This window comes from Cellulosimicrobium sp. E-16 (assembly GCF_049913115.1).
GTDB lineage: Bacteria > Actinomycetota > Actinomycetes > Actinomycetales > Cellulomonadaceae > Cellulosimicrobium.
In genome coordinates this window covers 1,733,898-1,758,733 of the sequence record NZ_CP183974.1, presented here as the reverse complement: position 1 = coordinate 1,758,733, position 24,836 = coordinate 1,733,898, and the positions used below count along the sequence as shown (strand labels likewise).

General features: G+C 74.4%; 20 protein-coding genes and 3 tRNA genes. 8 read left to right on the top strand and 15 right to left on the bottom strand.

Translation table 11 applies throughout. The features are described from left to right. Nucleotides 1-48 precede the first annotated feature (48 nt). The 9 genes from ACN9MS_RS07705 to ACN9MS_RS07665 all read right to left on the bottom strand — a co-directional run bounded on the left by ACN9MS_RS07705 (nucleotide 49) and on the right by ACN9MS_RS07665 (nucleotide 10,545). Complete coding sequence (locus ACN9MS_RS07705; RefSeq protein ID WP_426311395.1) at nucleotides 49-1,365, bottom strand: LLM class flavin-dependent oxidoreductase; 1,317 nt, start codon at nucleotides 1,363-1,365, stop codon at nucleotides 49-51. Further along, nucleotides 1,362-2,714, bottom strand: coding sequence for an O-acetylhomoserine aminocarboxypropyltransferase/cysteine synthase family protein (locus ACN9MS_RS07700; protein ID WP_426311394.1), 1,353 nt, complete (start codon nucleotides 2,712-2,714; stop codon nucleotides 1,362-1,364). The genes ACN9MS_RS07705 and ACN9MS_RS07700 overlap by 4 nt, the downstream gene beginning before the upstream one ends. A 144-nt stretch (nucleotides 2,715-2,858) precedes the next feature. Next, nucleotides 2,859-3,782: an ATP-grasp domain-containing protein gene (locus tag ACN9MS_RS07695; protein ID WP_426311393.1), complete on the bottom strand. Its 924-nt coding sequence runs from the start codon at nucleotides 3,780-3,782 to the stop codon at nucleotides 2,859-2,861. A gap of 78 nt (nucleotides 3,783-3,860) precedes the next feature. After that, nucleotides 3,861-5,441, bottom strand: coding sequence for a dihydrolipoyl dehydrogenase family protein (locus ACN9MS_RS07690; RefSeq protein WP_426311392.1), 1,581 nt, complete (start codon nucleotides 5,439-5,441; stop codon nucleotides 3,861-3,863). A gap of 53 nt (nucleotides 5,442-5,494) precedes the next feature. Further along, nucleotides 5,495-6,061: an AAA family ATPase gene (locus tag ACN9MS_RS07685; RefSeq protein ID WP_426311391.1), complete on the bottom strand. Its 567-nt coding sequence runs from the start codon at nucleotides 6,059-6,061 to the stop codon at nucleotides 5,495-5,497. A 161-nt stretch (nucleotides 6,062-6,222) separates the two neighbouring features. Beyond that, complete coding sequence (locus ACN9MS_RS07680) at nucleotides 6,223-7,869, bottom strand: solute symporter family protein (protein WP_426311390.1); 1,647 nt, start codon at nucleotides 7,867-7,869, stop codon at nucleotides 6,223-6,225. Then, nucleotides 7,866-8,216 carry a DUF485 domain-containing protein gene (locus ACN9MS_RS07675; RefSeq protein ID WP_047233219.1) on the bottom strand — a complete coding sequence of 117 codons (351 nt, stop codon included), beginning with the start codon at nucleotides 8,214-8,216 and terminating at the stop codon, nucleotides 7,866-7,868. Before ACN9MS_RS07675 ends, ACN9MS_RS07680 begins: the two co-directional genes overlap by 4 nt. Nucleotides 8,217-8,402: 186 nt before the next feature. Then, nucleotides 8,403-9,173, bottom strand: coding sequence for a tRNA (guanosine(46)-N7)-methyltransferase TrmB (trmB, locus tag ACN9MS_RS07670; protein ID WP_426311389.1), 771 nt, complete (start codon nucleotides 9,171-9,173; stop codon nucleotides 8,403-8,405). A gap of 61 nt (nucleotides 9,174-9,234) precedes the next feature. Further along, nucleotides 9,235-10,545, bottom strand: a complete 1,311-nt coding sequence (locus ACN9MS_RS07665; RefSeq protein WP_426311388.1) for a TrpB-like pyridoxal phosphate-dependent enzyme — start codon at nucleotides 10,543-10,545, stop codon at nucleotides 9,235-9,237. A gap of 310 nt (nucleotides 10,546-10,855) precedes the next feature. On the opposite strand from ACN9MS_RS07665, the gene ACN9MS_RS07660 reads away from it, so the two are divergent. Then, nucleotides 10,856-11,617 (top strand): SDR family NAD(P)-dependent oxidoreductase, encoded by a 762-nt coding sequence (locus tag ACN9MS_RS07660; protein WP_426311387.1) that lies wholly within the window; start codon nucleotides 10,856-10,858, stop codon nucleotides 11,615-11,617. Between the two features lie 123 nt (nucleotides 11,618-11,740). On the opposite strand, the gene ACN9MS_RS07655 is transcribed toward ACN9MS_RS07660, so the two are convergent. The 4 genes from ACN9MS_RS07655 to ACN9MS_RS07640 form a co-directional block, all read right to left on the bottom strand. Further along, the gene (locus ACN9MS_RS07655) at nucleotides 11,741-15,547 is read right to left on the bottom strand and encodes a metallophosphoesterase (RefSeq protein WP_426311386.1); all 3,807 of its coding nucleotides are present in this window, start codon (nucleotides 15,545-15,547) and stop codon (nucleotides 11,741-11,743) included. 278 nt (nucleotides 15,548-15,825) lie between these two features. Next, nucleotides 15,826-15,898: transfer RNA gene (locus ACN9MS_RS07650), tRNA-Lys, on the bottom strand. A 124-nt stretch (nucleotides 15,899-16,022) separates the two neighbouring features. Further along, nucleotides 16,023-16,098, bottom strand: a tRNA-Lys gene (locus ACN9MS_RS07645). A gap of 115 nt (nucleotides 16,099-16,213) precedes the next feature. Beyond that, nucleotides 16,214-16,510 (bottom strand): GroES family chaperonin, encoded by a 297-nt coding sequence (locus tag ACN9MS_RS07640; protein ID WP_426311860.1) that lies wholly within the window; start codon nucleotides 16,508-16,510, stop codon nucleotides 16,214-16,216. Between the two features lie 170 nt (nucleotides 16,511-16,680). Between ACN9MS_RS07640 and bcp the strand changes: the two genes are divergently transcribed. Both bcp and ACN9MS_RS07630 read left to right on the top strand, forming a co-directional pair. After that, complete coding sequence (bcp, locus tag ACN9MS_RS07635; protein WP_426311385.1) at nucleotides 16,681-17,157, top strand: thioredoxin-dependent thiol peroxidase; 477 nt, start codon at nucleotides 16,681-16,683, stop codon at nucleotides 17,155-17,157. A gap of 99 nt (nucleotides 17,158-17,256) precedes the next feature. Then, nucleotides 17,257-17,338 (top strand) — tRNA-Leu (locus ACN9MS_RS07630). Between the two features lie 225 nt (nucleotides 17,339-17,563). On the opposite strand, the gene trxA is transcribed toward ACN9MS_RS07630, so the two are convergent. Then, nucleotides 17,564-17,947 (bottom strand): thioredoxin, encoded by a 384-nt coding sequence (trxA, locus tag ACN9MS_RS07625; protein ID WP_047233225.1) that lies wholly within the window; start codon nucleotides 17,945-17,947, stop codon nucleotides 17,564-17,566. 133 nt (nucleotides 17,948-18,080) lie between these two features. On the opposite strand from trxA, the gene ACN9MS_RS07620 reads away from it, so the two are divergent. The 5 genes from ACN9MS_RS07620 (at nucleotide 18,081) to ACN9MS_RS07600 (ending at nucleotide 23,108) form a co-directional block, all read left to right on the top strand. Beyond that, nucleotides 18,081-19,532 carry an MFS transporter gene (locus ACN9MS_RS07620; protein ID WP_426311384.1) on the top strand — a complete coding sequence of 484 codons (1,452 nt, stop codon included), beginning with the start codon at nucleotides 18,081-18,083 and terminating at the stop codon, nucleotides 19,530-19,532. After that, complete coding sequence (locus ACN9MS_RS07615; RefSeq protein WP_426311383.1) at nucleotides 19,498-21,111, top strand: pyridoxal phosphate-dependent decarboxylase family protein; 1,614 nt, start codon at nucleotides 19,498-19,500, stop codon at nucleotides 21,109-21,111. The genes ACN9MS_RS07620 and ACN9MS_RS07615 overlap by 35 nt, the downstream gene beginning before the upstream one ends. Before the next feature lie 41 nt (nucleotides 21,112-21,152). After that, complete coding sequence (locus ACN9MS_RS07610) at nucleotides 21,153-21,722, top strand: NUDIX hydrolase family protein (protein WP_087471623.1); 570 nt, start codon at nucleotides 21,153-21,155, stop codon at nucleotides 21,720-21,722. After that, entirely contained in the window at nucleotides 21,719-22,381 is a 663-nt protein-coding gene (locus ACN9MS_RS07605) for a Pr6Pr family membrane protein (protein ID WP_426311382.1), read from the top strand. The genes ACN9MS_RS07610 and ACN9MS_RS07605 overlap by 4 nt, the downstream gene beginning before the upstream one ends. A gap of 184 nt (nucleotides 22,382-22,565) precedes the next feature. Then, the gene (locus tag ACN9MS_RS07600; protein WP_313664153.1) at nucleotides 22,566-23,108 is read left to right on the top strand and encodes a flavodoxin domain-containing protein; all 543 of its coding nucleotides are present in this window, start codon (nucleotides 22,566-22,568) and stop codon (nucleotides 23,106-23,108) included. Nucleotides 23,109-23,147: 39 nt separating this feature from the next. Here ACN9MS_RS07600 and ACN9MS_RS07595 read toward each other — a convergent pair whose 3' ends face one another. Next, nucleotides 23,148-24,782, bottom strand: coding sequence for an ABC-F family ATP-binding cassette domain-containing protein (locus tag ACN9MS_RS07595; RefSeq protein WP_426311381.1), 1,635 nt, complete (start codon nucleotides 24,780-24,782; stop codon nucleotides 23,148-23,150). Nucleotides 24,783-24,836: the final 54 nt, after the last annotated feature.

The following is a 24,836-nucleotide window of genomic DNA, read 5'->3' as shown; positions in this document are numbered from 1 at the left end:
CGGTCTCGTCGGCTCCCGGGCCGCGCTCGTGGCGGTGACGACCGCGGGTCAGAACGCTGCGAGGTTCTCCCGGAGCGACGCCCCGTGATCGGTGCGGAGGATCCCGCGGCGGCGCAGGACCGGGACGAGCTCGTCGAGCGTGCGGTGCACGGTGACCGGGTGCAGGTCGCCCCACAGCAGGAACCCGTCGTTGTCGGCGTCGTCACCGAGCTCCTCGAACACGTCGGCGAGCTCGTCGGCCGTGCCGACGAACCCGCTGCGGTCCGACAGCCGCCCGAGCCGCGCCTGGGCGCCGAGCAGCGTGCGCAGCGGCGTCGTGGCGGTGTCGTGCGTCCCGACCAGACGGGCGATGCTCCCGTGCGAGACGTGGTCGCCGAAGACCCCGAGGTCGAGCGGCCGGTCGAGGTCGAGCGCCGTCAGGTCGGTCTCGAGATCGCTCGACTGACGCTTCGCGACCCGGCGGAGGGTGTCGTCGTCCGGGTGGGCGGACGCGGCGACGAGCCGGTCGGCCTCCTCCCGGCTCGACACCAGCACCGGCTGGACCGCGAAGAGGATCTTCACGTCGGACGGCGAGCGCCCGGCCGCCACCGCGGCCGCGTGGACCCGTCCCCGGTACGCGCGCACGCTCTCGACGTCCAGCGGCGCCAGCGCGAGCTGCACGTCGGACCGCGCACCCGCGAAGGCGAGGCCCCGGCCCGAGCCGCCCGGCGACACGACGACCGGCTCACCGTCGGTGAAGGGCACGAAGTTGAGGGGACCGTCGAACGCGTAGTGCTCGCCACGGTGACGGACCGCGTCCATCCGGCTCCCGTCGGCGTACCGCCCGCTGGCCGGGTCCGCGACGAGCGCCCCCTCGTCCCAGCTCCGCCACAGCGACCGCACGCCGTCGAGCCACTCCTCCGCACGGTCGTACGCGGCGTCGTGGGCGAGGGGCGCACCGTCCCCGAAGTGCCGGGCGGAGCCCGTGTCGGTCACGACGTTGAGCCCGAGCCGGTGGCCGCTGAGGTGCTGCAGCGTCGCGAGCTGGCGCGCCGCCGTGTACGGGCCGACCGCGGCGGGGTTGACGGTCGGCACGACACCGAGGTGCCGCGTCGCCTGGAAGAGGTAGGGCGCGAGGAGCAGCGGGTCCAGCTTGGGCCCGCCGAACGCGTGCCGCACGCGCAGGTCGATCGTCGCGGCCGAGCCCAGCGACGGCGCGTCCTCGATGACCAGGAGGTCGAGTCCGGCCTGGTCGAGCTCGCGGGCGGACTGCTGGTAGAGGTCGGGAGACGTCCAGCGGTAGCCCCAGTCGAGATACGGGTGGCCCCAGCCGTGGGGTCCGAAGCCGCGCGCGAGGAACCACCCCAGGTGCTGCGGACGGCTCACGACGCCCTCCCTGGAGCAGCCGGGACGGTCGTCAGGGCCTGCTCGAGGTCGGCGACCAGGTCCAGCGGGTCCTCGATGCCGATCGAGACGCGCAGCGTGCCCGGCCAGATGCCCGCGGCCGCCTGCTCCTCCGGCGAGCGCAGCACGTGGCTCGTGCTCGCGGGGTGCAGGACCAGCGAGCGCACGTCTCCCAGGTGCGTCATGTGCGTGAAGAGGCGCACGCTCTCGACCACGTGCCGCGCGGCACGCTCCCCGTCGCGCAGCGTGAAGGAGAAGACCGACCCCTGGCCGTCGGGCAGGTAGCGCCGCGCGAGGTCGTGCGACGGGCTCGACGGGAGTCCCGAGTAGTCGACCGAGAGCACCTCGGGGCGCCCGGCGAGCCACTCGGCCACCTCGAGCGCGACGGCGCTCTGCCGCGCCACGCGCAACGAGAGCGTCTCGACCCCCTGCGCGACGAGGAACGCCGTGAACGGCGACGGCGTCGGCCCCAGCCGCGGCGCCACGTTCTCGCGCGCGTAGGCGATGCGGGCGCTCCCCCCGAAGCGCTCGGCATAGCCGGGACCGCCGAGTCGAGTCCGCTCCACGAGGTGCGGGAACAACGCGCCGGACCGTTCGGCGTCGAACGTCCCGGCGTCGACCACGACGCCGCCGAGCACCGCGCCCTGCCCGGCGAGGAACTTGCTCGCCGAGTGCACGACGACGTCCGCCCCGTGCTCGATCGGACGCAGCAGGTACGGGGTGGCGAGCGTGTTGTCGACGACCAGCGGCAGCCCGTGCGCGTGCGCGACGCGCGCGACGGCGGCGAGGTCGACCAGGTCGTTGCGGGGGTTGGGGACCGACTCGCAGAACAGCACGCGCGTGTCGGGCGTGATCCGCCGGTCCCACTCGTCGGGGTCGTTGGCGTCCTCGACGAACCCGGTCTCGATCCCGAGTCGCGGCAGGTTCTCCAGGAACAGCCCGCGCGTCCCCTCGTAGACGCTCGTCGCGGACAGGACGCGCTGCCCCGCGGCGACGAGGGCGAGCACCGCCACCGTGACCGCCGCCTGCCCGCTCGCCACGAGCAGCGCCTCCGCGCCACCCTCGAGGTCCGCCACCTTGCGTTCGGCGGCATCCGTCGTCGGGTTGCCGTGCCGGGTGTACGCGTACCCCTCCCCCGTGCCGAAGTGGGCCCCCGCCTGCTCGAAGTCGTCGAACCGGAACCCCGCCGTGAGGTAGACGGGCGTCGCGCGCGGGCGCACGCCGCCGGGGTCGCACGCGACGTCGCCCGCGTGGACCTGGCGCGTGGTGAAACCCCGCGCGGCGCCGGTACCGGCCACGGGGGTCGGAGCGTCGGTGCGGATCGGCAGCATGGTCGGCCTCTCGGTGTCGCGGGACGAGGCGACACCGTACGGTCGGGCGAGCCCGACGCCATCCTCGAACCGCGACCTTCTCACCGCACGAGACGATGTGAACGGCTCACGCGACGTCTCCGCGCCGGTGCGGCGGGAGCGGCGTCAGGCAGCGACGCGAGCAGCGATCGCGTCGGCGAACCGGTCGAGCGACCCCGGGGCGAGGGCGAGGAACAGCGACGGCTCGGTGAGCTCGAGCTCGATGACGACGACTCCGCCGTCGTTGCCCGTCACGACGTCGACGCGCGCGTACAGGAAGCTCGCCGCGTCCCCGCCGCCGACCGCGTCGGCCGCCGCCGCGAGCGCCCGGCGCGCGACGTCGAGCTGCTCCTCGGTCGCGGTGAACGGGCTCATCTCCTCCTGCTGGTACAGGCCGCGGGTCGGGCGGTGCGGGCCGGTGAGGAGCGCGTTCTTGCGCACGGCGTGGGAGAACTCCCCGTCGACGAAGACCAGCCCCGTCTCCCCCGCGGTGTCGACGCTCGTCACGTACGGCTGCACCATGACCTCGCGACCCGAGACCAGCAGGTTCTTGGCGTGCTGGATCGCCAGTCCGCGCGAGTGGGCCTCACCCGCCTGGTAGCGGCCGGTGTCCTTGGCGCCCGCGCTCACGACGGGCTTGATCACGAAGTCGCCCTGCGCGGGAAGGCGCGTGTGGATCGCGCGCGAGGACAGGTTGCGCGCGGGGTCGAGCCACAGCGTCGGGATGACGGGGATCCCCGCGCGCTCGAGCTCGCGCAGGTAGCCCTTGTCGGTGTTCCAGCGCAGCACGGCCTCAGTGTTGAGGATGCGCGGGACGCGCGTCGCCCACGCGACGAACTCGTCGCGCCGGGCCGAGTAGTCCCACGTCGAGCGCACGACGACGGCGTCGAACGCGTCCCAGTCGACGTCGGGGTCGTCCCAGACGGCGGGCTGCGCGGCGACGCCGCGGGCGTCGAGCGCGCGGACGAGCGGCGCGTCGTCGGGGTCGAGGTGCGGCAGGACGGAGCACGTCGCGAGAGCGACGCGCGGGGCTGAGGTCTCGGTCGTCACGCCCCGAGCCTAGGGGACGGGGCGGCCGCGCGGGCGCCCTGCTCCTGTGACGCGCCCGCCCCGGCGCGGGCGCGGGTCCTAGAGCCCGTACTCCTCGAGGAACCGCAGCCAGACCTCGCTCACCGTCGGGTACGACGGCACCGCGTGCCACAGGCGGCGCAGCGGGACCTCGCCCACGACGGCGATCGTCGCGGCGTGCAGCATCTCCGCCGCGTCGGGGCCGACGAAGGTGGCGCCGACGACGACCTCGCGCGCGGCGTCGACGACGAGCTGGGCGCTGCCGGCGTAGTCCTCGGCGCGCACCGCGGCGCCGGAGACGTTCGCGAGGTCGTACCGCACGACCCGCACGTCGATCCCGGCCTCGCGCGCGGACGCCTCGGTGTGCCCGACCGCCGCGACCTCGGGACGCGTGAAGACGACCTGCGGGGACGCGACGCCGTCGGCCGTCGCGGCGAACCGGGACCACGGCTCGGGCGTCGCGCCGACGGCGGGCGCGCGCTCCCCCGCGGTCGGCGCCCCGTCGGCGTCCGGGTCGCCGAACCGGGCCGCGACGACGTCGCCCACGACCCGGCCCTGGTACTTGCCCTGGTGGGTCGTCGCGACCCGCCCGGTGACGTCGCCCGCGGCGTACAGCCAGCCGCCGGACTCCTCGGTGCCGCCCGGCGCCACCCCTCGGACGAGCATCGTGTCGTCGACGTCGAGCGCGCGCCCCGGGACGAGCCCGACCGCGTCGACGCCGAGGTCCTGGGTCCGCGGGACGCGGCCGGTCGCGACGAGGACGCGCTCCGCGGTCACGGGCGACAGGTCCGGCGCCCCGTCGGCGCGGCCCTCGCCCGGCCGCGACCCGGCGGCCGACAGCGTGAGGCGCGCCCCGCCGTCGGGCAGCGCCTCGACCGACTCGGTGCCCACGCCGAGACGCACGTCCACGCCGAGCTCCCGGAGGGACGCGGCCACCGCCTCGCCCGCCCACGGCTCGGTCCGACCGAGCAGGCCGCCGCGCGACAGCACCGTGACGCGTGCGCCCAGGTCGGTGAACGCGACGGCCATCTCGGTCGCGACCACTCCCCCGCCCACGATCACGAGCGACTCCGGCACGTCCTCGACCGCCGTCGCCTCGCGGCTCGTCCAGGGGTTCACGTCGGCGAGGCCGGGCACGTCCGGGAGCACGGGGACGCTCCCGGTCGCGACGATCACGGCGTGCCGGGCCGCGATCCGGCGGACGCGCGGCAGGCCGTCCGGGTCGGCGTCAGGCTCCTCCGCGACGACCTCCACGAGGCGCGGCCCGACGATCCGCCCCAGCCCGCGCACGAGCGCGATCCCCACGCCCTCGACCCACGAGACCTGGCCGCCGTCGTCCCAGTCCGCCACCATCGCGTCGCGGCGCGCGAGCACCGCGGGGACGTCGAGCGCGTCGTCGACGCCCACGCCGGGGACGCCCCGCGCCTCGGCGCGTGCCGCGCCGGGCCGCAGGAGCGTCTTGGAGGGGATGCACGCCCAGTACGAGCACTCGCCGCCCACGAGCTCGGCCTCGACGAGCGCGACGCTCAGGCCCGTGCGCCCGGCGCGGTCGGCGGCGTTCTCCCCGACGGGCCCGCCGCCGATCACGATCACGTCGTAGGTCTCGTCGGGCGCGGTCTGGTGCTGCGGGTCGCTCGTCATGGGCCCATCCTCACGCGGTGTCGCGGTCGTCGCTCAGCGGGACGTCGGCGGCCTCAGTCGACGCGCGCCTCGTCGAGCCGGTCGAGGACCTGCCGGACGGTCTCGGCGACGGACCACCCGGTCGTGTCGAGGTGCAGGCCGCCGGGCGTCTCCCGCGCCGCAGCCGCGAACTCGCCGGGGGTCCAGTCCCCGTACCCCTGCTTGTGCCGGGCCGCGTCGCGCGCGGCGAGCGTCGCGGCGTCGGGCGCGAGCACGACGGCGTAGCACGGGCGGGTGCGCACGCGCGCCGTGAACCGCTCCAGGTCGGGCCCGAGCAGGATGTCCTGGACGACGGCGACCACGCCGGCCGCGGCGTACGTGTCCGCGGCCTGGGCCGCGAGCTGCTGCCGCAGGTCGAGCTGGGCGCGGGCAGCGGGCGACAGGGGCGGCGCCATCGAGGCCTGCCCGCTCACGACGAGCCGCCGGAACAGGTCACCGCGCACGTGCGCTGCGAGCGGGAACGTCCGCGCGAGCGCCTCGGCGACGGTCGACTTGCCCGAGGCCATCGCCCCGGTGACCACGAGGACCGGCGCCGGCGCCCCCGCGCGAGCGGCCGCGGCGGGTGGGGTCGGAGAGGTCATGGCGCGACCGTACGTCGCGGGCCGTGCCCACGGCGACGGGATTGCGGCGCGAGGGACGTCGACCGGCGGGACCGCAGCGCGCGTCGACCGGACCACAGGACGCGCGGACGCCCCGGCCCGGGCGGACCGAGGGCGTCCTCGTGCGGAGCGAGAGCGTCCCGCTAGTGCGTGACCGCCTTCTCGGCCCCCGCGCCCGTGAGCGAGCGGACCTCCATCTCGGCGAACTTCTCCGGGTGCGGCTTCTCCTTGCTGAGCAGCGTCCCGAGGATCCCGAGCAGGAACGCGAGCGGGATGGAGATGATGCCGGGGTTGCTCAGCGGGAAGACCGCGAAGTCGATGTCGGTGTTCTTGATCATCGACAGGCTCGCGCCCGTGACCGGGTCGACCTTGCCGGACACGACCGGCGAGAACGCGATGAGCACGACGCACGAGACGAGCCCGCCGTACATGCTCCACAGCGCCCCGGACGTGTTGAACCGCTTCCAGAACAGCGAGTAGAGGATCGTCGGCAGGTTCGCGCTCGCCGCGACCGCGAACGCGAGCGCCACGAGGAACGCGACGTTCTGGCCCTGGGCGAAGATGCCGCCGAGGATCGCGAGGATCCCGATGACGACGACGGTGATCCGCGCGACCTTGACCTCGCCGTCGGGCTTCACCTCGCCCCGCTTGATGACGTTGGCGTAGATGTCGTGGGCGAAGCTCGCGGCCGCGGTGATCGTCAGGCCCGCCACGACGGCGAGGATCGTCGCGAACGCGACGGCGGAGATGAAGCCGAGCAGGATCTCGCCGCCGAGCGCGAACGCGAGCAGCGGCGCCGCCGAGTTCACGCCGCCTGGCGCCGCGCTGATCGTCTCCGGCCCCACGAGCGCCCCGGCGCCGTACCCCAGCACGAGCGTGAACAGGTAGAAGATGCCGATGAGCCAGATCGCCCAGACGACCGAGCGACGGGCCTCCTTGGCCGACGGCACGGTGTAGAACCGCATGAGCACGTGCGGCAGCCCGGCGGTGCCGAGCACGAGGGCCAGGGCGAGCGAGAGGAAGTCGAGCTTGGTGGTGCCGGTCGCGCCGTACTGCTTGCCGGGCTCGATGAGCGCCTCGCCGCCGACGCCCGCCTTGTCGATGGCGCCCTGGAGCAGGTCGGAGAGGTTGAAGCCGAACTTGGCGAGCACCCACACCGTCATGACCGCGGCGCCCGCGATGAGCAGCACGGCCTTGATGATCTGCACCCACGTGGTGCCCTTCATACCGCCGACGAGCACGTAGAGGATCATGAGCGCGCCCACGACCGCGACGACGACGCTCTGCCCCGCCGTCGAGGAGACGCCGAGCAGGAGGGCCACGAGCCCGCCCGCGCCGGCCATCTGGGCGAGCAGGTAGAAGAACACGACGGCCAGGGTCGCGAGCGCCGCCGCCATCCGCACCGGACGCTGCTTGAGCCGGAAGGACAGCACGTCGGCCATCGTGAACTTGCCGGTGTTGCGCAGCAGCTCGGCGACGAGCAGCAGCGCGACGAGCCACGCGACGAGGAACCCGATCGAGTAGAGGAAGCCGTCGTACCCGTTGATCGCGATGGCCCCGCAGATCCCGAGGAAGCTCGCGGCCGAGAGGTAGTCGCCCGCGATGGCGGTGCCGTTCTGCGGCCCGGTGAACGACCGACCACCCGCGTAGTAGTCCGCGGCGGACTTGTTCTGCCGCGACGCGCGCAGCACGATGACGAGCGTCACGGCGACGAAGACGCCGAAGATCGCGACGTTGACGACCGGGTTCCCGACGTCGGTGGCCTCTGCGGCCAGGAGGTGAGCGCTCACAGCTCGTCCTCCTCGATCTCCCGGCGCAGCTCGTCCGCCGCGGCGTCGAAGCGCTTGTTGGCCCAGCGCGCGTAGATCATGGTGATCGCGAACGTGGACACGAACTGGCCGAGGCCGAAGAGCAGCCCGACCGTGATGTTCCCCCACACCCGGATGCTCATGAAGTCGTGCGCGTAGTTCGCCAGCAGGACGTAGACGAAGTACCACACGAGGAACAGCGCGGTCATCGGGAACACGAAGTTCCGGAAGCGCCTGCGCAGGTCCTGGAACTCGGGCGAGCGTTGTACGCGCTGGTAGTCGGTCTCTTCGGCGGGCCCCGTTCCGGGGCCGGCCGTCACGTCGGTCATGACGCCTCCGTTGGCTCATTCCGTGGACTGACACAGAGCCCGCACCCGCAGACGGCCACCCTGTCGACGCGACCGCACGCGACACTGCGTGCCCGGGGCGACGTTCCGCCCCCGGCACAATGTGCCGTAGATCACTTCTGTCCGCAAGAACCCGGCGCGGCTGGTCGGGCGCCGGTCCCCGACGCGTCAGACGCGCACGTACTCCAGGTCGGTGATGACGCGGCCGGCGTTCTCGCCCTTGCGCTCGAACCCGGTGAGCACGCGCCCCTCGAAGCGCGGCGCCACGCCGCGCGGGCCGTGGACGTTGCGCAGCCCGGGCGCGGCGTCGAGCACGTCGATCATCTGCTCCGCGTACTCGGCCCAGTCCGTGGCGAGGCGCAGCGTCCCACCGGGCCGCGCGCCGTCCCCCTCGCCCGGCGCCCGCAGCACCCGCTCGGCGACCGCCGCGAACGACGGCGTCACCAGGCGCCGCTTGTGGTGGCGGGACTTGTGCCACGGGTCCGGGAAGAACACCCACAGCTCGTCGACGCTCCCCGCGGGCAGCGTCGTAGCCAGCAGCTCGGCCGCGTTCGCCTGGACCAGCCGCACGTTCGTCAGGTCGCGCTGGGACGCGCGCAGCACGGTCTGCGCCAGGCCCGGCGCGTACACCTCGACCGCGAGGAAGTCGGTGCCCGGCTCGCGCTCGGCCGCGGCCACCACGGCCTCGCCCTGGCCCGAGCCGATCTCGACGACGAGGCCCGCCTCGCGTCCGAAGGTCCCCGCGACGTCGAGCACGTACGCCGGGTCGACCGACGTCCGCGCGACGTCGCGCGGCACGTCGACCACGTAGCGGTCCCGGTGCTCGTCCCATGCGCGCTGCTGACGCGGCGCGAGGCGCCCGCTGCGTCGCACGAACGACACGGGCTGCGTGCGGTAGCGCGGGCGGTCGTCGAGGGTGTCGGGGCTCGGGTCGGGCATCGCACCAGGGTACGGGCGCCCCGCGCGGGGACCTATCGCGCGGGGCGCCCGGGGGCGTCCGTCAGACGTACGCTGCGTAGGCCGGCAGGTCGAGGATGCCGTTGCCCGACAGCCCGAGCACGATCACCTCGGGCTCGGTCGCCGCGCGCGCGTGCGCGATCGCGGCCGCGACGGCGTGCGTCGACTCGGGCGCCGGGATGATGCCCTCGCTGCGCGCGAAGAGCGTGCCCGCGACGAACGCGTCGTCCTGGTCGACGGCGACGGCGTCCATGAGACCGAGGTGCACCGCGTGCGACACCATCGGCGACATGCCGTGGTACCGCAGCCCGCCCGCGTGGATCGCCGGCGGGACGAAGTCCTTGCCGAGCGTGTGCATCTTGAGCAGCGGCGTGAGGCCCGCGACGTCGCCGAAGTCGTAGCGGTACTCGCCCTGGGTGAGCGACGGGCACGCGGCCGGCTCGCACGCGACGAGCCGCGTCGTCGTGCCCTCGCGCAGGCTGCGGCCCAGGAACGGGAACGTCAGGCCCGCGAGGTTGGACCCGCCGCCCGCGCACCCGAACACCACGTCCGGCGCGCCCTCGCCCGCCTCGTCGAGCTGGACGAGCGCCTCCTGGCCGATGACGCTCTGGTGCAGCATGACGTGGTTGAGCACGCTGCCCAGCGCGTAGTGCGCCGCGGGGTCCTTGGCCGCGGTCTCCACCGCCTCGCTGATCGCCATGCCGAGCGAGCCGGTCGTGTCCGGGTCGGCGGCGAGCATCGCGCGCCCGGCCTCGGTGAGGTCCGACGGCGACGGGTGGCAGATCCCGCCGTAGACCTCCATCTGCGCGCGGCGGTACGGCTTGGAGTCGTACGACGCGCGCACCTGCCACACCTCCACGTCGAGCCCGAGCAGCGCGCCCGCGAAGGACAGCGACGCGCCCCACTGGCCCGCACCCGTCTCGGTCGTGAGCTTCGTCGTGCCCTCGAGCGCGTTGTAGTACGCCTGCGCGACCGCGGTGTTCGGCTTGTGCGAGCCGACCGGGCTCACGCCCTCGTACTTGTAGTAGATCCGGGCCGGGGTACCCAGGGCCCGCTCGAGGCGCCGCGCGCGCACGAGCGGCGACGGCCGCCACAGCGCGTAGATCTCGCGGATCGTCTGCGGGATCTCGACGTAGCGCTCGGTCGTGACCTCCTGCTGGACGAGCGCGAGCGGGAACAGCGGCGCGAGGTCGTCGGGCGTGAGGGGCTCACGCGTGCCGGGGTGCAGGTGCGGCGGCACGGGCTCGGGCAGGTCCGCGGCGAGGTTGTACCAGTGCGTCGGGACGGTCGAGGGCACCTCCGCGCCGGTCGGCTCGAGGGACCGGACGGAGACGGGAGACTGCTGTGTCGTCATTCTGGGGGCTCCAGCTCAGGTACGGCCGCTGGGCCGACGACGCGTGCTCCGGGGTCCGCCGAGGCCGCCCACGTCGTCGGGGCACGGCCGGATGAGGTCACCGGCCGTCAGGCGGCCGGCCACCAGAGGGTCACGGACGGGTGCGTCACGCCGCCGACCCTACCCCGGCGTGCGCGGCCGGGACACCACCGGCAGGGACCACCGGCACGGGCCCCGGGACGATCGGCCCTCGCGCGCGCGAGGGGAGGCAGATGGGATGGGACCAGGACGCCGGACGACGGCAGTGCCGGCGCGGACGGAAGGAGCCGTCATGGTCAGCAACCACGTTCCCGGCCGGTTCGAGGGCCGCACCGCGATCGTCACCGGCGCGGGCGCCGGCATCGGGCGCGCGACGGTCGAGCGGCTGCTCGCGGAGGGCGCGCGCGTCGTCGCGACGGACGTCCGGGAGGACCGCCTGGAGAAGCTCGTGGCGGACGTCGGGACCGACGCCCTCGTGACGGTCGCGGGTGACGTGAGCGCGCAGACGACGGTCGACGCGGTGGTCGCCGCCGCGGGCGGCCGGGTGGACGCGCTCGCCAACGTCGCGGGCATCATGGACGGCTTCCTGCCGAGCGCCGAGGTCGACGACTCGACCTGGGACCTCGTCATGGCCGTCAACGTCACGGCCGTCATGCGGCTCACGCGCGCGGTGCTGCCCCTCATGCTCGACGCCGGGAAGGGGTCGATCGTCAACGTCGGGTCCGAGGCGGGGTCGCGCGCGTCGGCCTCCGGCACCGCGTACGCGACGTCGAAGCACGCGATCGTCGGCTTCACGAAGAGCACGGCCTTCTTCTACACCCCGCAGGGCGTGCGGGCGAACGTCGTCGCGCCCGGTGCCGTCGCGACGAGCATCGAGGCGCCCTTCCGTTCGCAGTTCGCCGGCGAGCGGCTCGGCCCGATCATGGCGACGACCGTCCCGCCCGCCGCGAGCGCCGACGAGCTCGCCGCGGCGATCACGTGGCTGCTCTCGGACGACTCGGCGAACGTCTCCGGCACCGTGCTGCACAGCGACGGCGGGTGGGCCGCCGTCTGACCACGACGGCTACCGGGCCGAGAACGGAGTAGTGGCCCCCGAGCGCGAGTGCTCGGGGGCCACTACTCACCGCTCGTCGCCGCGCGTCACCGGGTCGCCCCGGTCACCTGCGCGGCGCACGGGTCAGCCGCACGACGCCGCGTCGAACGCGACGTCGCCCGCGAACGTGCGGCCGTCGCCGGTCGCGGCCACGTGGGCGGTGCCCGCGGCGACCTGCGTCGAGCGCACGGCGAACGACTGGTACGCCGACGCGCCGGGCTGCACGGCCGCGACCGTGCGCTCGCCGTACGGCGTGCTCAGCGTGACGTCGACCGGCACGGTGTCGGCGTTGGTCGCGCGGACCGCGACGTACGCCGTGCCCGCCATGCACTGGCTGCGCGCCGTCGTCGAGACGACGAGGCCGTCCTGGGCGGGGGCCGTCGTGAACGTGGTGACCGGCGACACGGCCGTTCCGCCGCCCGCGCTCGTCGCCGTGACGACCCACGCGTGCAGGGCCCCGGCGTCGAGACCGTCCCAGGTCACGCGCGCGACCTCGCCCGACGGGACGGAGACGCTCCCGATCTCCTCGGCCGGGGCGTAGAGCGCCACGGCGTCCGTCACGAGCGTGGTCGTGCGGGTCGTCAGGTCCACCGGCACCGTGAAGTCGTCCTCGAGCCCGTTGTAGCGCTGACGGTCGTCGTACTCCGTGGCCCCGAAGTTCTCGAGCCACGGCGAGTACGTGTCGACGACGAGCTCGGAGCGGTCGACGTCGAACTGGAGGAGGCGCAGGTAGCTCGACCCGAGCCGCAGGCCCTGGTCGGGCGCGTAGCCGCCGATCTCGGTGAGGCCGGCCTCCTCCGCGGTGACCTCGTAGAACTGGTAGTCCGCGAGCAGCTCGACGACGCCGTTGCCGGGCGTGCCCACGTCGCGCTTCACGTTGATCCCCACGCCGTGCTCGTGGCCGGAGAGCACGAGGAAGACGTTCGGGTTCGGCTCGACGACCTTCGAGTACAGCAGCCGCCCGTCGGGCGTGGAGAACGGCGCCCCGCGGCCGTCGGGGTTCGTGCTCGGGGCGAGGTAGTCGTGCGCGAGCAGGATCGCGTTGCGGTCGGCAAACTGCTCGAGCACGCCGTCGGCCCAGGCGGCCTCCTCGTCGGTCACGCCGTACGAGAGGTACACCGCGACGAAGTCCAGGCCGCCGGCCGTGAACAGGTCGTAGTGGTTCTGGTTGTCGCCCTCGCGCCACGGGCCGCCGTAGGACGCGTCCTGCCAGCCGGCCGACAGCGCCTCGTACCGGTCCGGGCCGTAGTACGCGTTGTAGAGCGCGCCGGGGCCGTTGTCGGCGCCGGTGAGGTTGTCGTGGTTGCCCGCCAGGACGCCGTTGGGGATGCCCGCGTCGTCGAGCAGGCGCTGGGCGGACGACGAGAACTCGTACTCGCCGCGGACCTGGGCCGCCATCGCGTCGTCGGCCGGCGTGCGCGTGTAGTTCTCGATGATGTCGCCCGTGTGCGCGACGTACTCGATGCCGCGCTCGTCGGCGTTGTCGACGACCCACTGCACGAGGTCGGTGTAGGTCTTCGCCCAGACCGCGCGCTCCTCGGCGGTCTCCTGCTCGACGGCCCCCTCGGACAGGTACTGGGTATCCGTGAAGTGGACCATCGAGAAGTCGTACGCGTCGCGGTCCGCGAACGACGTCGGCTCCTCGGTGCCGACGCCGTCGTCGATGTCGTCGGCGAACGGGTCGGTGCCGGTGACGAGGACGTGGACCGTCCCCTGCGTCGCGTGCCGCGCGGACAGCGTGGCGGTCAGGCTCGTCGGCCCCTCGACGGCACCGCGTGCGGAGACGAGCGCCTCCCAGGCCGCGCCGTCCCAGACGTGGAGCGTCGCGAGGCGCTGCGGGTCGATGACGCCGTCCCACCGGACGGTCTGCCCGGCCACGTCCCCCTCGGCCGGGATCTCGAAGCGCTGGAACGCGACGTCGGCGGCGGGCGCCGCGTCGAGCGTCGCGCCGTCGCCCGGGACGAGCGCGCCGACGTCGGCCGGGCTCTCGCCGTCGACGTGCAGCACGTCGGTGGGCACCTCGGCGGTCTCGCCCTGCGCCGCGACCACGGGCGAGCGCACGTCGGCGCGTGCGAACGTCGCCGTGACGTCGCCGCCGCCGGGGGCGCTCACACGCGCCTCGAGCTCGACGGAGCCCTCGACCCCGGTCGTCCCGGTCGCGGGGGTGATGTCGGTCGGGACGTCGGGGACGCCGAGGCTCGTGAAGCCGATCTCGTGCGTGCTCGCGTTGCCGAGCACGTCCGTCGCCGTGACGACGAGCGCGTGCGCCCCGGGCGCCAGGCCCGGGCCGACGAGTGCGCCCGCCTCGACGGCCTCGCCGTCGAGCGTGACGGACGGGCCCTCGAGCACGCCCGAGGCGTCGGTGAGCTCGACCGCGAGGCTGGTCGCCGTGGCGAGCTCGGCCCCGGCCGCGGGCGTGCTCGACACGACGGCGGGTCCCGTGTTGTCGGTCGTGACCGTGCGACGGGCCGTGGCGCCCGCCGCGGTCGAGGAGGTCAGGACATGCTCGCCGTCGGTCAGGGTGGCGGTGTCGAGGTCGGCGCGCAGGCCGGGCGCGGGGGCGTCGGCGGCGGGGGCGACGTCGAACGTGAGGACGGCCTCGCGCGGCTTGGTCGCGCTCGTGCCGCAGTCGCCGTCACCGAGCGAGTACGACGACGCGACGTCGACCGGGGTCGCGGTGCCGTGGCTCGGCACGAGGCCGATGCCCGAGATCGCGAAGTCGTCCCGGTTGTCGCCGCACGAGGTCGGGTAGGTGCCCGTGACGAACCGGACGGTGTTGCGCCCGGCGGCCAGGTACGCGTTGGGCACGTCGACGCGCACGGTCTCGCTCACGTAGTCGCGGTCGACGAGGTCGATGCGCTGGCCGTTGACGAGCAGGTGGTTGGTGTAGCGCGCCTCGATCGAGTTCGAGCCCACGGTGAAGACGAACTGCGACGAGCCGGCGCCGAGGGTCGAGGTCGTGGTGAGGGGCGCGCCGTCGACCTCGATGCCCGTCGGGGCGTCGCCCCCGGCGGGCGGGGTCGCGAGGAGGGTCCGCGCGCCGTTGAGGAGCTCGCCGTCCGCCGGGGTCAGGGCCGGCGCGCCGGGCGCGGAGTTGTTCACGGTCACGCCGCTCGTCGCGGTCTGGCCCGACGCGGTCGTGGCCGTGAGGGTGTGCGCGCCGTTCTCGAGCGTCGTCGTGTCGAGCTCCGCCGTGAGGCCGGTCGTCGCGGCCGGGTCCTGGGCGACCGTGAACGTCAGGTCTGCCGTCAGGACGCGGGACGTGTTCGTCCCGCACGAGCCGTCGCCGAGCTGGTAGGTGAAACGGTTGCCGGAGCCGTCGGCGACCTCGCCGAGCAGCTCGAGCGAGACCTCGGTGAGGTCGAAGTCGTCGTAGTTCGAGCCGCACGACGTGGGGACGGCGCCCACGACGAACCGCACCGCGTTCTCCCCCCGGACGAGCAGGTCGTTCGGCACGTCGAGCGCCACGCGCTCGGAGACCATGTCGCGGTCGAGCTCGAGGCGCGTGCCGTTGACGAGCACGTGGCTGCCGTAGCGCTTCTCGATCGAGTTGCTGCCCACGTCGAACAGGAGACGCGACGTGGCGGGGGTCGCCGTGGCGCCCGCGAGCGGCTGCCCGTCGACGGAGAGCTCACGGACCGGGTCGCCGGCCAGGACGGGCTGCGCCGTGACGGTCACCGTGCCGTCCAGGTACGTCCCGGGAGTGGGGTGGAGCACCGGTGTCCCGCTCGGCTCCTCCGCCGCCGCGGCGGCGCGCTGCGTGGGCGCGCGGTCGGCGGCCACGGCCGCCGTCACGGGGAGCGCGGTCCCCACGGCGAGGCTCGCTCCGACCACGGCGGCGAGCGCTCGGCGTCTTCTCCGGGTGCGGGGCGTGTGCACGTGCGTGCGCATCGGTGTGTCCTTTCGTCGTCGACAGGCAAGGGCACGGTCCGCCGTCCGCGGCGAGCGCACCCGTACCGGACCATTCCGGGCACGGGTGAACTCTCGGACGAGACGGGACGAACGCGATCCGAACGCCGGGAGACGGTCGGGTGCCCGGCACGATGACGACGGGGACGGAGGACGGAGCGCCCGGCAGGAGCCGCACGCGATGACGTCGGCACGGGCGCCACGGGCCCGGGACGACGCAGGCCGCCCACCCGGAGGGTGGACGGCCTGGTCAGGAAGGGTGCGCCATCAGGGACTCGAACCCCGAACCCGCTGATTAAGAGTCAGCTGCTCTGCCAATTGAGCTAATGGCGCGCGAGAGGGAACACTACCAGCGGCCGCGGGTCGTCCTGCACGAGGAGTTCCGCTCCCGCCGCCGCCCCGGTCCCTCGACCGGCACGGCTCAGGCCGCCCGCCATGCGGACGGCCCGATCGGTGGTGGTGCGCCATCAGGGACTCGAACCCCGAACCCGCTGATTAAGAGTCAGCTGCTCTGCCAATTGAGCTAATGGCGCGCGAGAGAAAACACTAGCAGCCGTGGGCGCGCCGGGAAAATCCGTTCCGCCCGCTCCCGTGTGACGTCGGCGACAGCGCCCGGCGCCCCGCCCGGCGACGGGCTCACGGCGCGGTTCAGAGATACAGCCCGGTCGGGCCGTCCTCCTCGGGCTCCTGGGAGACGGCGTGCACGTCACGCTCGCGCAGCAGCACGAGGTCCCGTCCTCCGAGCTCGACCTCCGCGCGGTCGTCCGGGTCGAACAGGACGCGGTCGCCCACGGCCACCTGGCGCACGTGCTCACCAGCGGCGACGACGACGGCCCATGCCAGGCGCTTGGGGCCGACCGCCGTCGCGGGGATGACGAGGCCCGCCGAGCTCTGCCGCTCGCTCGCGTCGACCTCCGGGTCGACGAGCAGCCGGTCGTGCAGCATCCGGATCGGGAGGTCGCGGGCCGCCGACCGGGCGGAGGACGAGCGGGGCGAGGCGGTCGAGGAGGTCGAGGGGGTCACGGACGTCGTCTTGCTCACAGCCACAACGCTACCGGTGCCACGACACCTCACCTACGCTCGAACCCACACCCTGGCCGGACCGAAGGAGATCCATGTCCACGCGCCTCACCGTCGGCGACACCGCTCCCGACTTCACCCTGCCCGCCGCCGACGGCAGCACCGTCACGCTCTCGGACCTGCGCGGCAAGCACGTCGTCGTCTACTTCTACCCGGCCGCCGGCACCCCCGGCTGCACGACCGAGGCGTGCGACTTCCGCGACAGCCTCGCCTCGCTCCAGGGCGCGGGGTACTCGGTCGTCGGCGTCTCCCCCGACCCCGTGGACAAGATCGCGGCCTTCGTCGAGGCCGAGCACCTCACGTTCCCGCTCGTCTCCGACGTCGACAAGTCGGTCCTCGAGGCCTACGGCGCGTGGGGCGAGAAGAAGCTCTACGGCAAGACGGTCGTGGGCGTCATCCGCTCGACGGTCGTCGTCGACCCGGAGGGCAAGGTCGAGCTCGCGCAGTACAACGTCAAGGCGACGGGCCACGTGGCCAAGCTGCGCCGGGACCTGGGCATCGACCCCAAGTAGTCGCCGCTGCGCGAGCGCTGCGTCCCCGCCCGAGCGCTGCGCCCCCGGACGCATCGACCGACCGGGGACGCAGCGCTCGCGCCGTAGACTGACCTCCGCGCGCGAGTGGCGTAACTGGCAGCCGCGCCAGGTTTAGGTCCTGGTGTCCTCGGACGTGCGGGTTCGAGTCCCGCCTCGCGCACCCTGGGCGACGCCCACGCTTTCACCCGGCCATCAACTGGACGCCCGTCCAGTTGGACGGCTAGCCTGACGTCAGAGCCGGTGTCCGCACCATTGCCCCCTGCCGGTGCGGGCACCGGCTTCTTCCGTCGAGGCGCATCCTGCGCGCGCACGACGGCCTCTGACCGAGACGCGAACGGCCCGGCACCCTCGAGGTGCCGGGCCGTTCGTGTGCGCGGAGTCGAGGTCAGGCGTCCTGCGCCGGGGTGCCGTCGTTCGCCGCGGCGATCTGGCGGCGGACGTCCTCCATGTCGAGGCCCTTGACGGCGTCCACGACCTGCTTGAGCGCGGGAGCGGGGAGCGCGCCCGGCTGGGAGAAGACGAGGATGCCCTCGCGGAAGGCCATGAGCGTCGGGATCGACGTGATGTTCGCGGCGGCGGCCAGGCCGCGCTCGGCCTCGGTGTCGATCTTGCCGTGCACCACGTCCGGGTTCTCCTCGGACGACGCCTCGAACACGGGGGCGAACATCTTGCACGGTCCGCACCAGTCGGCCCAGAAGTCGACGAGGACGATGTCGTTCTCCGTGATCGTCTGCTCGAAGGTGGACTCGGTGAGCGTCTGCGTGGCCATGGATGATCCTCCTGGGACGGTGGGGGTGTCTGCCTCGTAGAGCAACGATCCTCCCCCACGTATTCCCCTCCGCCCCCCAGCGGCGACACGCACCCGGGCCGCCCCGCTCAAGGCCAACCTCTACGCTGCCCCTGTGACGAACGCCACCGCCTCCCCCCGGCTCTCGCGCGCGACGATCGCCGGCTACGCCGCCGGCTCCGTCGGAACCGGGGGCTTCGGCACCCTGCCCGGCCTCGTGCTGCTCGTGTACCTGACCGACGCGCTCGCGGTCCCCGCCGCGGTCGCGGGGCTCATCGTCACGGGAGCGAAGGTCTGGGACGTCGTCATCGACCCGTTCATCGGGTACGGCTCCGACCGCGACCTCGCCCGCACCGGCTCGCGCCGGCGCTTCATGACGATCGGCGCCCTCACGCTGCCCGTCTTCTTCGCGCTGACCTTCGCGGTCCCCGCCGCGGCGGGGCCGACCGCCGCGGCGGTCTGGGTGCTCGTCGCGTTCCTCCTCGCCGCGACGTCGTTCTCCCTCTTCCAGGTCCCCTACATCGCCCTGCCGGCCGAGCTCGACCCCACCTACGACGGCCGCACGCGGCTGCTCGCGTGGCGCGTCGCGGCGCTCGCGTTCGCCATCCTGCTGTTCGGCGCAGGTGGCCCCGCGCTGCGCGGGGGCGGCGACTCGACCTCGGGATACCTCGTCATGGGCGTCGTGTCCGGCGTGGTCATCGGCGCGGGCATGCTCGTCGCGACCCGCGTCGCCCCCCGGACCGGCCGCTCGGGCACCACGAGTGACGGGGCGCCGGCCGCGCGCACGACGCCGCTCGCCCCCGCCGCCTCGACGTCCGCCTCGCGCGCGTGGACCCTCGCGGTCCGCGAGGCGTTCGACGCGCTGCGCCGCTCCCGGCCGTTCCGCACGCTGCTCGCCGCGTTCGTCCTCCAGGCGGTCGCCACCGGCCTCATGCTCGCCGGGGCCGCGTACGTCGCGCGGTACGTGCTGCACGACGAGGCCGCGGTGAGCTACCTCTTCGCCGCCCTCATCGCCCCCGCTCTGCTCTGCATGCCCCTGTGGACCCGGCTCGCGCGCCGCGACGGGAAGGAGCGCGGGTTCGTCGTCGCCACGGTGCTCTTCGCGGTCGCCGCGCTCGGCATGGTCCCGCTCCTGTGGGCGCCCGGCGCCTGGGTGTACGTGCCGACCGCGCTCGCCGGGATCGCCTACGCGGGCATGCAGGCGCTCCCGCTCGCCATGCTCCCGGACGTCATCGCCCACGACGCACGCACGCACGGCGAGGGCCGCGGCGGGGCCTTCAGCGGCGTCTGGACGGCGGGCGAGACGACGGGCATGGCGCTCGGCGCCGCCGTGCTCTCGCTCGTCCTCGGTGTCACGGGGTACGTGTCGACGCGGGCGGGCGAGACGGTCGCGCAGCCGGACGCCGCCGTCGACGGGATCGCCCTGTCGTTCTCGGTCGTCCCCGCGGTCCTCGTGCTGGTGAGCCTCGTACCCCTCGTACGGTACGGTCTGCGCAAGGGGGACATCGACGACACAGCACCGGAGCTGCCGCGTGACCACGCCCCCACCGACCGAGCCCACGACTGACCTCTCCTCGGAGCGCCCCGGGGCGGCGCCGTCCGGCGACGTCCCCCTGCGCACGGACGGGATCCTCGACCGGCTGGCCGCGCTCCGCGCCGCCGACGCCCCCACGCACGGGGGCCGCGTCCTGTCCTACGTGTACGACCCGGGCCTCGCCGAGCTCGACGAGCTCGCCGCCGCGGCCGCCCGTGCGGTCCAGCCCGTCAACGGCCTCGACCCGACGACGTTCACGTCGGTCGCCGTCATGGAGTCCGAGCTCGTCGCCTTCGCCCGGACCATGCTCCGCGGGCCCGCCACCGGGCCGGACGCGGTCGTGGGCTCGGTGACCTCCGGCGGGACCGAGAGCTGCCTGCTCGCGGTGAAGATCGCCCGCGACGCCGCACGCGCGGCCCGGCCCGGCGTGCGCCCCCGCGTCGTCGCGCCGGTGAGCGTGCACGCGGCGTTCCGCAAGGCCGCGCAGTACCTCGACGTCGACCTCACGCTCGTCCCGGTCGACCCCGCGACCGGGACCCTCATGGCCGCCGACCTCGTCGCGGAGCTCGACGACGACGTCGCCCTCGTCGTGGTGTCCGCTCCGTCGTACCCGCACGGCGTCGTCGACCCGGTCGCCGAGGTCGCCGCCGCGGCCGCAGCGCGCGGCGTCCCGGTGCACGTGGACGCGTGCGTCGGCGGGTGGGTGCTGCCGTTCTGGGAGGGTGCGGGCGGCGAGCAGGTGCCGGCCTTCGACTTCTCCGTGCCGGGCGTGACGAGCATCTCCGCCGACGTGCACAAGTACGGCTACGCGCCGAAGGGCACGTCGGTCCTGCTCGTCCGCGGCCGTGACCGCCAGCGCCGCCAGTTCTTCGCGACGACGGGCTGGCCCGGCTACCCGGTGGTCAACCCGACGACGTCGGGCTCGCGCTCGGCGGCCCCGCTCGCGGCGGCGTGGGCGGTGAGCCAGGCCCTCGGCACGGCCGGGTACACGGCCCTCACCGCGCGCTGCGTGCGCGCGACCCGGGCCCTGCGCGAGGCGATCGACGGGATCGACGGGCTGCGCGTCGTCGGCCACCCGACCGGTCCCCTGGTCGCGGTGGCCTGCGACGAGTCCGTCCCGGCCGCGCGGCAGGTCGACCCGCACCACTGGGCCGACGCCGTCCGGACGCTCGGGTGGGTCCTCCAGCCGCAGCCGGGGCTCGCGCAGGACGACGGCACGCACCTGCCGCACACGACCCACCTCACGGTCACCCCCGTGACGGAGGCGGGCCTCGGCGACCTCGTCGCGGCGCTCGTGCAGGGTGCCGACGCGGTGCGCGGCGAGCCGCGCCCCGACGTGAGCGCCGTCCTCGGCGCCCTGGCCGGTGCCTTCTCCGCCTCGCCGGGCGACGCCCCGGCGGAGCCCACCGCGGACGCCGTCTGGGAGGCGCTGCTCGCGGCGCTCGCCGCGGACGGTGGCGAGCCCCGCGGGACGACCCGCTCCGTCCTGCCCGACCGGCTCGCACCGCTCATGGCGGTCATGGAGGTGCTGCCCGCCGCGGTGGCAGAACGGGCGCTCGTCGAGATCGTCGCGCGGGTCGCCGAGCCGCCCGCCGGTCCCGGCACGCCGTGAGCGGACTCGCCCCGGCGCACCGCACGGGGTAGAACAGTCGCGTGACCGACACCGCCGACTTCGTGCCCGACGACTTCTCCCACGAGAACCCGCAGCCTGCGGGCTGGCTCAGCCCCGAGGAGATCGCGGTCGCGCGCGCGCAGCTCCCGCTCGTCTACGTGGACGCCGTCCCCGTGCGGGTCGACGACTCGGGCGACGTCGTCGCCGTCGGTCTCCTGCTGCGCGTCACGCCGGAGGGCATGATGACGCGCGCCCTCGTCTCCGGCCGCGTGATGTTCCACGAGCGCATCCGCGACGCCCTGCTGCGGCACATCGAGAAGGACCTCGGCCCGGTCGCGCTGCCTCAGGTCCCGGCCTCGCCGCAGCCGTTCACGGTCGCCGAGTACTTTCCGACGCCCGGCATCACCTCGTACCACGACCCGCGCCAGCACGCGGTGTCGCTCGCCTACGTCGTGCCCGTCACGGGCGACTGCCGACCGCAGCAGAACGCGCTCGAGCTCGCGTGGCTCACGCCCGAGCAGGCGTGCAGCGACGAGGTGCAGCTCGAGATGCGCGGCGGCCAGGGGGTGCTGCTGCGCCAGGCGATGGCGTACGTCGGCCGCTTGCCGTGACCGGCGCGCCGCGCGTCCCGGCGCCGGGCCGCCGACTCTCGATCGCCCGGGTGCTGCACGCGCTCGTGGCGCTCGCCGCGCTCACGGGCGTCGTCATGGAGCTCGTCATCGCGCTCGTCGACGGACCTGGCACGGCGCCCAGCCAGGCCGAGCGTCTCGTACGCCTGTTCTCCTACTTCACGATCCAGTCGAACCTGCTCGTCGGGGTCGTGTCGCTCCTCCTCGCGGTCCGTCCCGAGCGCGACGGCCCGGTGTTCCGCGTCGTCCACCTCGACGCGCTGCTGTGCATCGCCGTCACCGGGATCGTCTACAACACCGTGCTCCGGGGCCTCGCCGAGCTGACCGCCGCGGGCCAGGTCTCGAACCTGCTGCTGCACCTGCTCGCACCGCTGCTCGCTGTCCTGGCGTGGCTCATCGCCGGGCCGCGCCCGCGGGTCGACGCCGCGACGGTGTGGTGGTCGGTCGCGTACCCCCTCGCGTGGATCGCGTACACCTTCCTCCGGGGCGCCGTCGTCGGCTGGTACCCCTACCCCTTCCTCGACGTGGGCTCCCTCGGCCTCGCGCGGGCCCTCGTCAACACGGCGGTCGTGGCCGTCGTCTTCCTCGTCCTCGCCTGGCTCGTCCGCCTCGTGGACGCGCGGCTGCGCCCGGCGCCCTGACGCGCCTGCCCCGCCCCCTCCACCCCGGATCCCCCGCGGCGCATGCTCGGGTGGCCTGACGTCGCCCGGGACCAACGGCCTCCGCCTTCCGTCCGCTCGGCCCTGGGCCAGGCGCCCCCCTGCCCGGACGCTGGAGGAAGGGGACCCGTCCGGCCCGGACGGGCGTACGACGAAGGGGCGCGCCATGGATGCCGCAGTGGTCTACGAGTCGATGTACGGCAACAGCGAACGCGTCGCGCAGGCGATCGCGGAGGGTCTGTGCGAGACGGTCCGCGTCGAGGTCGTGGACGTGACCGACCCGGCCGCGAGCCACGAGGCCCTGCGGCACATGGGCCTCGTCGTCGCGGGCGGCCCGACCCACGCGTTCGGCATGACGCGGCCCGCGACCCGCGCCGAGGCCGTGCAGCGGGCGACCGGCGCCGTGTCCGACCGCGCCTCCGGCCTGCGGGAGTGGGTCGAGTCCGTGCCCCGCCAGGACGAGCCGCGCCTCGCCGCGACGTTCGACACGCGCGTCACCAAGGTCAAGCCGCTGCCCGGCTCCGCCGCCCGCGGTGCGGCCAAGGTGCTGCGCCGCGCGGGGTTCCGTCTGGTGACGCCCCCGGCGTCGTTCTACGTCGGGGACGTCGAGGGTCCGCTCGACGACGGCGAGCTGGATCGCGCGCGGGCGTGGGGCCGCGCGCTGGGCAAGCTCCTCGTCCCGGCGGGCAGCCCGGTCGAGGGCCGCTGAGCGAGCGGCTCGCTGGGTCGGCGCGGACCGCCGCCCGGGTCAGCCCGCGAGCTCGAGACGCGGCCAGTCCTCGAGGTCCTCGCGCATGCGCCGGTCGTGCGTCGCGACGACCACGGCCGCGGGCGTGACCCGCAGCGCCTGCGTCAGCTCGTCGACGAGGTCGATCGAGAGGTGGTTGGTCGGCTCGTCGAGGATCAGCACGTGCGGCGCGGCCAGGAGCGCCCGTGCGAGGTCGAACCGGCGCCGCTGCCCCGCGGACAGCTCGCGCAGCGGCCGCTCCAGGTCCTCCTCGGTGAGCAGGCCGAGGAACGCCACGGGCACGAGGTGGTCCGGGTCCAGGCGGTTCGCGTCGAGGAGCTCGAGCGCCTCGCGCGCGTACTCGTCGAACCCCGTACGGCCCTCGGCGTCCGGCGGCAGTGCCGGGCCCTCCTGCGCGACGATGCCCAGGCGCGCGCCGTCGACCACGGACCGCGCGCCCCGGTCCAGGGCGACGAGGCCCGCGAGCGCTGCGAGGAACGTCGACTTCCCGCTCCCGTTCGGCCCGGTCACCAGGAGCCGCCCGCTGGGCGGGAGCGCGACCCGGGTCCCGGGCAGGTCGAGGCGCGCACCGCCGTCGGGCCCGACGCGCGGGCTGCGCAGCTCGAGGACCGGGTCCCCCGGGTCCCAGCCCGCCGACATCGCGGGGAGCTCGGGGAAGACGAGCTGGAGCGGTGGCACCGGGACCTCGACGGCCTCCGCCTCGAGCTGCTGGAGGCGCCGGTCGGCGGCCTTGACGTGGAGGCGGGCGCGCGTCGCGCGACGGTGCTTCTGGCTGCCCTTGGGCGGGCGCCACTCGTCGGAGAGCCCCTCGTAGGACGCGTCGAGCACCGCGGCGAGCTTCTCCGCACGCTTCTGCTCCGCCCGGAACCGCTGGCGCCACCGGTGCAGCGCCTGGTTCTTGGCGAACCGGTAGGACAGGTAGCCCGGCTGTCCGTAGAGCACCGGCTTCCCGTCCATGGCGGGGTCGAGGTCGAGGATCTCGGTCGCGACGTCGTCGAGGAGCTGGCGGTCGTGCGTGACCATGACCACTCCCCCGCGCCACGCGACGAGCTCGCCCGTGAGGAAGTCGATCCCGCCCGCGTCGAGGTGGTTGGTGGGCTCGTCGAGGAGGAGCAGGTCGGCGCGCTCGGCGAGCCGGCACGCGAGCCGCACGCGGTAGCGCTCGCCGACGGAGAGCGTCGCGAGCTCCCTGCCGCGGTCCCGGCACGCGCCGAGCCGGGACAGCGCGACGTCGACGCGGCGGTCGGCGTCCCACACGGCGAGGTGCTCGGCCCGCGCGAGGATCTCCGTGAGCTCGGCGAGGTCCCCGGCCTCGTGGTCGAAGTCGCGGGCGGCCGCCTCGAGCTCGGCGGCGACCGCGCGCAGCCCGCCGAGCGTCGCGGCGACGAGCGTGCCGACCGTCTGGCCGGGCTCGATCGCGAGCTCCTGCTCGACGAGCGCGAGCGAGCCCGCACGGCGCACCTCCCCGCGGCTGGGGGTCAGGTCGCCCGAGAGCACGTGCAGCAGCGTCGACTTGCCCGTGCCGTTCTCCCCCACGACGCCCAGCCGCGTCCCTCCGGCGACGCGCAGGCTCACGCCGTCGAGGACGGGACGTCCGGGGTAGGCGAAGGCGAGGTCGTCGGCGGCGAGATGCACGGGGACCACCCTAGGTGGCGACGTGGCCTCCGCGAGATCGACCCCTGCGTCGCG